This is a genomic window from Mycobacterium sp. (genome assembly GCF_035314665.1).
GTDB lineage: Bacteria > Actinomycetota > Actinomycetes > Mycobacteriales > Mycobacteriaceae > Mycobacterium.
The window spans coordinates 24,701-32,056 of record NZ_DATFZD010000119.1 but is presented as its reverse complement, the minus strand read 5'-3'; the positions used below and the strand labels follow the sequence as shown (position 1 = coordinate 32,056).

Below are 7,356 nucleotides of genomic sequence, written 5' to 3'. Positions count from 1 at the left end.
TGGTCAGGATCGAGATCGCCCACAGCATGGGCCGCCACTGGTCATGCAGCGGCGGGAGCGCCACGTACACGACCCGCAGCAGTGCGCCGAACGCCGCAACCTTGGTGGCTGCGGCCATGAACCCGGTGATCGGAGTCGGCGCACCCTGATACACGTCGGGAATCCACGAATGGAACGGGGCCGCGCCGACCTTGAACAACAGGCCGACCGCCAACAGGGCGACGCCGATCAACGCCATCGAGTCGTTGGTGCTGCCTGCCAGCGCATCGGCGATACCGGGCAGCGACAGTGTGCCGGTCGCGCCGTACAGAAATGCCACGCCGTAGAGGAAGAACGCCGACGAGAATGCGCCCAGCAGAAAGTATTTCATCGCTGCCTCCTGGGACAGCAAGCGGCGATGACGGGCCAGCCCGCACAACAGGTACAGCGGCAGCGACAGGACTTCCAGTGCGACGAACATCGTCAGCAGGTCGTTGGCGGCCGGGAACACCAGCATGCCGCCGACGGCGAGCATGGCCAGCGGGAAGAGCTCGGTCTGTCGCACCCCGGCGCGGATCGCTTGCTGCTCGGCCGCGCTGCCGGGCACCGCGGAGGCTTGCGGGGTGAAGGAGTCCAACCCCGCAGCGACGTGGGCCGTGGCGGTCGCTGCGCCCGGGCCGATGGTGGCGTTCGCGTCGTCACGCCGTTCGGCGATGAAGATCACCGCCAGCACCGCGACCAGCAGGATCGTGCCCTGCAACACCAGAGTTGGGCCGTCGACGGCCAACGCCTTCAGCACGGCGGTGCGGCCGGCCGGCGGAATCTGCCTGCCGACGATGACGACAGCGACGAACGCCGCGATCAGCCCGCCGATCGCCAGGATGACCTGGGCGCCGTAGCGGATTCGTCGGGGCAGGAACGCCTCTACCAGGACACCGGCTACAGCGACACCGAAGACGATGAATATCGGTGATAGCACCCCATATTCGACGCTGGGTGTGGGCATGATCATCGGTGCGGTCCTTCCGCCGTCCCCGGTACGTGTGAGACACCTGGCCGCACAATCGTTGGCGGGTCATACTGGCCGATGGTGGCCATGGTGTTGCCCACCGCGGGATTGATGATGTCCAGCACCGGTTTCGGGTACACCCCGAGCACCAGGAGCAGCGCGATGAGCGGTGCGACGACGACGATTTCGCGCGGTATCAGGTCGCGGATCCGTTCGTTGCCGTCGGCGACCGGTCCGGTCATCACCCGTTGGTAAAGCCACAAAATGTAGATCGACGACAGCACCAGCGCGGTGACCCCGAACGCCGCCGCCAGCCAGTAACGCGTGTACGCGCCGATCAGTACCAGAAACTCGCTGACGAACGGCGCCAGCCCGGGCAGCGACACGGTGGCCAGGCCAGCGACCAGGAACGTCCCGGCCAGCACCGGGGCCACCTTCTGCACACCGCCGTACGCGGCGATTGACCGTGTGCCGCGCCGCGCGATCAGGAATCCGGCGATCAGGAACATCGCGGCGGTGGATATGCCGTGGTTGAGCATGTAAAGCGTCGACCCGCTCTGGCCCTGGGTGGTCATCACGAAGATGCCCAGGATGATGAAGCCGAAGTGCGAGATCGATGTGTAGGCGATCAGTCGCATGATGTCGGTCTGTCCGATCGCCACGATCGCGCCGTATATGACGCCGATCACCGCCAGGACGACGATCAGCGGGCGGAAATACGTTGACGCGTCGGGGAACAACTGCAAGCAGTAGCGCAGCATGCCGAACGTGCCGACCTTGTCCATCACAGCGGTGATCAGCACCGCCGTCGCGGGAGTCGATTCCACCGCGGCGTCGGGCAGCCAGCGATGGAACGGCCACAGCGGCGCCTTGATCGCGAACGCGAACATGAATCCCAGGAACAACGCCTTGAGCACTGCCGGAGAGGCGCCCAGCGAACCCGACGAGACGGCGGCGACGATCTGACGGAAGTCGAATGTCCCCGGACCATTCTGAGTGGTCACCACATACAACCCGATCACGGCGGCCAGCATGATCAGGCCGCCGAACAGGTTGTACAACAAGAACTTCACCGCCGCGCGGGACCGCTGCGCCCCGCTTCCGAAGCCACCGATGAGGAAATACATCGGAATGAGCATCGCCTCGAAGAACACGTAGAACAGCAGCACGTCCAGTGAGATCACCGAGATCAGCACCATCGACTCGATGGTCAGTGTCAACGCGACATAAGCCTGGGTGCCGCGCGAGCGCTCGCCGCCGTCGTTCCAGCCGGCCACCAGCAGCAACGGCACCAGGATCGTGGTCAACAGCACCAGCACCAGGGCGATGCCGTCGACGCCGAGGGTGTAGCCGGCGCCGAATGCCGGTATCCAGCGGTGGGTTTCGGTGAACTGGTAAGTCGGGCCGCCGGCCTTGAACTCGACCGCGAGCAGGATCGACAGCACCAGCGCGGCCACCGAGATGGCCAGGCCGAGCCATTTGGCGAATTGCCGCAATCCCGGCGGGATCAGGATGACGATCACGGCGCCGGCCAACGGCACCAGCCACAGCATGGAAAGCCAGGGCATGTTGTTCACCACAGTCGCACCGCCAGGATCGCCGCGGCGACCAGCGCCGCGCCCACGAACATCGATAGCGCATAGTTCCGGACGTAACCAGTCTCCAATCCGCGCAGCCGGTCCGAGGTCCGGCTCACCAGCGCCGCCAGCGCATTGACCGAGCCATCCACACCTTGGTCGTCGAATTCGACCAGCGCGTGGGTCAGCTGCGCACCGGGTCGCATGAACACCTCCTCGTTGAAGGCGTCGCCGTAGAGATCCCTGCGGGCGGCAACGGTCAGCACCGACACGTCAGCGGGCGCGGTGTCGGGGACCTCGCGCAAGCCATAGAGCAGGACGGCCACGCCGATCCCCACAAAGACAATGCCGAGGGTCACGATGGTGAACGTCCACGTCGGCAACACATGCGAGCTTTCCTCGAAGGTGACCACCGGTTCCAGCCAGTGCCGCAAGGCACCGCCGAAGGCCAGCAGGCCACCGGAGAACACCGAGCCGACGGCCAGCAGGATCATCGGCCAGGTCATCACCGCGGGCGCTTCGTGCGGATGCGCGTCTGCGGCCCAACGCTTTTCGCCGAAGAATGTCATCAGCATCACCCGCGTCATGTAGAACGCGGTGATCCCCGCGCCCAGCAGCGCGGCCCCGCCCAATAGGTAGCCGCGGACGCCTCCTGCGCCCAGCGCGGCTTCGATGATGGCGTCCTTGGAGAAGTAGCCGGCGAACGGCGGCACACCGATGATCGCCAGATAGCCCAGCCCGAACGTCACGAAGGTGATCGGCAGCGCGGCACGCAGCCCGCCGTAGCGGCGCATGTCCTGCTCGTCGTCCATCGCGTGGATCACCGCGCCGGAGCCAAGGAACAGGCCGGCTTTGAAGAAACCGTGGGTGAGCAGGTGCAGGATCGCGAACGCGTACCCCGCCGGGCCCAGGCCGGCGGCCAGCACCATGTAGCCGATCTGGCTGATCGTCGATGCTGCCAGCGCGCGTTTTATGTCGTCCTTGGCGCAGCCGATGATCGCGCCGAACAGCAGTGTGACGGCGCCGACGATGACCACGGCCAGTTGGGCGTCGGGCGCCAGGTTGTAGAGCGGGTTGGATCGCACAATCAGGTACACGCCGGCGGTCACCATGGTGGCGGCGTGGATCAGCGCGGACACCGGGGTGGGACCCTCCATCGCGTCACCCAACCAGGCCTGCAGCGGTACCTGCGCGGACTTGGCGCAGGCGCCCAGCAGCAGCAACAACCCCATCGCGGTCAGCGCGCCGCGGCTGGCCCCCGCCGCTTGGCCGAACACTTGCGCGTACGACAGCGTGCCGAAGTTGGCGAAGATCACGAAGATCGCCAGCGCCAATCCGGCGTCCCCGACCCGGTTCATCACGAACGCCTTCTTGGCGGCGGTGGCCGCGGTCGGCTTGTGATACCAGAAACCGATCAACAGGTAGGACGCCAGGCCCACCCCTTCCCAGCCCGCGTACAGGACGACGTAGTTGTCGGCCACCACCAGCAACAGCATGGCTGCGAGGAAGAGGTTGAGGTAAGCGAAAAACCTTCGGCGGTCGGGGTCTTCGGCCATGTAGCCGACCGAGTAGATGTGGATCAGCGAACCCACTCCGGTGATCAGCAGCACGAAGCAGATCGACAACTGGTCAATCTGCAGGCCGAAGTCGACCTGCAGATTGCCGGCCGGGATCCACCTGAACAGGTTCTGGCTGATGGTCCGGGCGTCGCCGTGCCGGCCGAGCATCTCGTTAAGCAGCGTCAGTCCGACCCCGAACGACGCCAGCGCGGTCGCGCAGCCGAGCAGGTGTCCCCACGGGTCGGTGCGTCTGCCGCCGAGCAGCAGGATTGCGGCGCCGGCCGCGGGCAGGGCAACGACCAGCCAGGTGAAGTCTGCGATGTTTGTCACAAGGCTCAACCTTTTAGCAGGTTGGCGTCGTCGACCGAGGCCGATCTGCGGGCACGGAAAATCGTCATGATGATGGCCAGGCCCACCACGACCTCGCAGGCGGCGACGACCATGGTAAAGAACGCCACCATCTGGCCGTCGAGTTGACCGTGCATCCGGGCGAAGGTGACGAACGCCAGGTTGACCGCGTTGAGCATCAGCTCGACGCACATGAACATCACGATGGCGTTGCGGCGCAACAGCACACCGGCCGCTCCGATGGTGAACAGCAGCGCCGACAGGTAGAGGTAGTTCTGCGGATTCATGACGCACCGTTTCCAGAGCCGTTGGAGCCGTTGGAACCACCGCGGGGGCGGGGGCGCACTTCCAGATCTTCGACTGTCCGCTGCTGCAACACCTGGGGCACCGACAACCGGGAGTGGGAGCCATCGGGAAGCAGCGCGGCCATGTCGACGGCGTTGTGCCGGGCATAGACGCCCGGGCCGGGTAGCGGGGTCGGATGGCCACCCGGGCCGAACCGTTCGATCGACAGCTCGCGCTGGGTCTTGCGGCGCTCGAAGCGTTCTCGGTGCGCCAGAATCATCGCGCCCATGGCCGCAGTGATCAGCAGTGCGCTGGTCAGCTCGAACGCCCACAGGTAGCTGGAGAAGATCAGCGCCGCCAAACCCTGGACGTTGCCGCCGGCATTGGCCTGCGTCAGTCCGGTGAAGCCGCCGGTCGTCACGGTGCCGATCCCGGCGATGAGCACGATGCCGAATCCCACTCCGGCCACCGCTGCGCCGACCCGCTGTCCGCGCAGCGTCTCGACCAGGGACTCCGCCGAGTCCACGCCGATCAGCATCAGCACGAACAAGAACAGCATCATCACCGCGCCGGTGTAGACCACGATCTGGACCACGCCGAGGAACAACGCGTCTTCGACCATGTAGAAGACCGCGAGGATGATCATCGTCATCGCCAGAAACATCGCGGAGTAGACCGCGTTGGCGGCCGACACCACACCCACCGCACCGATCAACGCCAGCGCGCCCAGCAGGTAGAACGTGACCGCCTCACCGGTGGAGGTGCGGGCGAGCGCGTCGGCGGCCAGCAGAGCGGTCACGGTGTGACGTCCGAACTGTGCTTGTCGCGCAAGCCTTCTGCCGTCACGTTGCCGCGGTAGTAGTCGGCGTCGGTGGCCCCTTCGGCTCTCGGGTGCGGTGTCGGGGTCATGCCCTCCAGCAGCGGAGCCAGTAGCTGGTGCTTTTCATAGATCAGGTCGGCGCGGTTGTCGTCGGCCATCTCGTAGTGGTTGGTCATCGTCAACGAACGGGTCGGGCAGGCTTCGACGCACAGCCCGCATCCGATACAGCGCAGGTAGTTGATCTGGTAGACCCGGCCATAGCGTTCGCCCGGCGAGAAACGCTGCTCGTCGGTGTTGTCGGCGCCCTCGACGTAGATCGCGTCGGCCGGGCACGCCCATGCGCACAGTTCGCAGCCGATGCACTTCTCCAGCCCGTCGGCGTAGCGGTTGAGCTGGTGGCGGCCGTGATAACCCGGCGCCACCGGGCCGGGGTTTTCCGGATACATCTCGGTGACGGGACGCTTGAACATCGACCCGAAAGTCACACCGAAACCGGCGAGGGATTTGAGGAACTTAGCCATGGGCAGCCTCCTTGGTCGCCGGCGCCGGCGGCTTGCCGGGCAGCGGCGGCGTGGGAAATGCCGGCGCGGAGGACGCTAAGGACCCGGCCTCCTCCGGCTGTTTGCGGCGCTGCTTCTTGCGCATGTGCCTGCTGCTAAACGGTCTTTGCAGCAGATAGAGCAGCACGACGGTGACGACGAGGCTGGCGATCACCAGCACCGGCGTCCAGTGCTGATAACCCTCGTTGCGCAGCGTGCGGATCGTCGCGGCGATCAGCGCCCAGGCCAGCGACACCGGGATGAGGATCTTCCACCCAAGTGCCATGAACTGGTCGTAACGCAGTCGCGGCAGCGTGCCGCGCAGCCAGATGTAGAGGAAGAGGAACAGCCACACCTTGGCGGTGAACCACAACAGCGGCCACCATCCGGTATTGGCGCCGGCCCACATGTTCAGCGGCCACGGCGCATGCCAGCCGCCGAGGAACAGCGTGGCGGCCAGCGCCGACACCGTCGTCATGTTGATGTACTCGGCCAGGTAGAACATCGCGAAGCTCAGCGACGAGTACTCGGTGTGGAAGCCGGCGACCAGTTCACCCTCGGCCTCAGGCAGGTCGAACGGCGCCCGGTTGGTCTCGCCGACCATGGAAACCAGGTACGTCGCGAACGACGGCAACAGCAGGAAGATGTACCAGACCCGGTTTTGAGCCGACACGATCTGCGACGTCGACATCGTCCCGGCGAAGAGGAACACGGTGGCGAACGAGAGCCCCATCGCGACCTCGTAGGAGATCACCTGCGCGGTCGAACGCACCCCGCCGAGCAGCGGATAGGTCGAGCCTGACGACCACCCTGCCAGCACGATGCCGTAGACCCCGATTGACGACAGCGCCAGGATGAAGAGCACCGCCACCGGCAAGTCGGTCACCTGCAGCGGAGTCCAGTGGCCGAACACGGAAACCTGAGGCCCGAACGGGATGAACGCAAAGGCTGTGATCGCGGGAATCGTCGAGATGGCCGGTGCCATGATGAAAATCGGCTTTTCGACGCCGAACGGAGTGATGGGCTCCTTGAGCGCCAGCTTGATGCCGTCGGCAAGGCTTTGCAGGTAGCCGCGAGGGCCGACCCGGTTGGGTCCCCACCGCAATTGCATCCTGCCCAGGATCTTGCGTTCGGCGAGGATCGCCACCAGCACCGTTAGCAGAAGGAAGACGAAGACGAGAAGCGCTTTGGCCAGGATCAGCCACCAGGTGTCGTGTCCAAAGCCGGGAATCACGTCGCC

General features: G+C 65.5%; 7 protein-coding genes. All 7 read right to left on the bottom strand.

The features are described from left to right. On the bottom strand, positions 1-991 hold a 991-nt coding region (locus VKI00_RS08880), incomplete at its 3' end, for an NADH-quinone oxidoreductase subunit N (RefSeq protein ID WP_324436809.1). Then, positions 988-2,565 carry an NADH-quinone oxidoreductase subunit M gene (locus tag VKI00_RS08875; RefSeq protein WP_324436808.1) on the bottom strand — a complete coding sequence of 526 codons (1,578 nt, stop codon included), beginning with the start codon at positions 2,563-2,565 and terminating at the stop codon, positions 988-990. The genes VKI00_RS08875 and VKI00_RS08880, both read right to left, overlap by 4 nt. Next, positions 2,562-4,454 (bottom strand): NADH-quinone oxidoreductase subunit L, encoded by a 1,893-nt coding sequence (gene nuoL, locus VKI00_RS08870; RefSeq protein ID WP_414687155.1) that lies wholly within the window; start codon positions 4,452-4,454, stop codon positions 2,562-2,564. The genes VKI00_RS08875 and nuoL overlap by 4 nt, the downstream gene beginning before the upstream one ends. Before the next feature lie 5 nt (positions 4,455-4,459). Then, a complete protein-coding gene (gene nuoK / locus VKI00_RS08865) occupies positions 4,460-4,759 on the bottom strand; it encodes an NADH-quinone oxidoreductase subunit NuoK (protein ID WP_324436806.1) in 300 nt (99 codons plus the stop codon). After that, positions 4,756-5,556: an NADH-quinone oxidoreductase subunit J gene (locus VKI00_RS08860; protein WP_324436804.1), complete on the bottom strand. Its 801-nt coding sequence runs from the start codon at positions 5,554-5,556 to the stop codon at positions 4,756-4,758. The genes nuoK and VKI00_RS08860 overlap by 4 nt, the downstream gene beginning before the upstream one ends. Next, complete coding sequence (gene nuoI, locus VKI00_RS08855; protein ID WP_324436802.1) at positions 5,553-6,098, bottom strand: NADH-quinone oxidoreductase subunit NuoI; 546 nt, start codon at positions 6,096-6,098, stop codon at positions 5,553-5,555. The genes VKI00_RS08860 and nuoI overlap by 4 nt, the downstream gene beginning before the upstream one ends. Next, positions 6,091-7,347, bottom strand: a complete 1,257-nt coding sequence (gene nuoH, locus VKI00_RS08850) for an NADH-quinone oxidoreductase subunit NuoH (protein WP_324436815.1) — start codon at positions 7,345-7,347, stop codon at positions 6,091-6,093. Before nuoH ends, nuoI begins: the two co-directional genes overlap by 8 nt. Positions 7,348-7,356: the final 9 nt, after the last annotated feature.

Bases quoted from the DNA above. Each gene is read 5' to 3' on its own strand.
- nuoK (WP_324436806.1), bottom strand. From the start codon at position 4,759: ATGAATCCGCAGAACTACCTCTACCTGTCGGCGCTGCTGTTCACCATC.
- nuoI (WP_324436802.1), bottom strand. From the start codon at position 6,098: ATGGCTAAGTTCCTCAAATCCCTCGCCGGTTTCGGTGTGACTTTCGGG.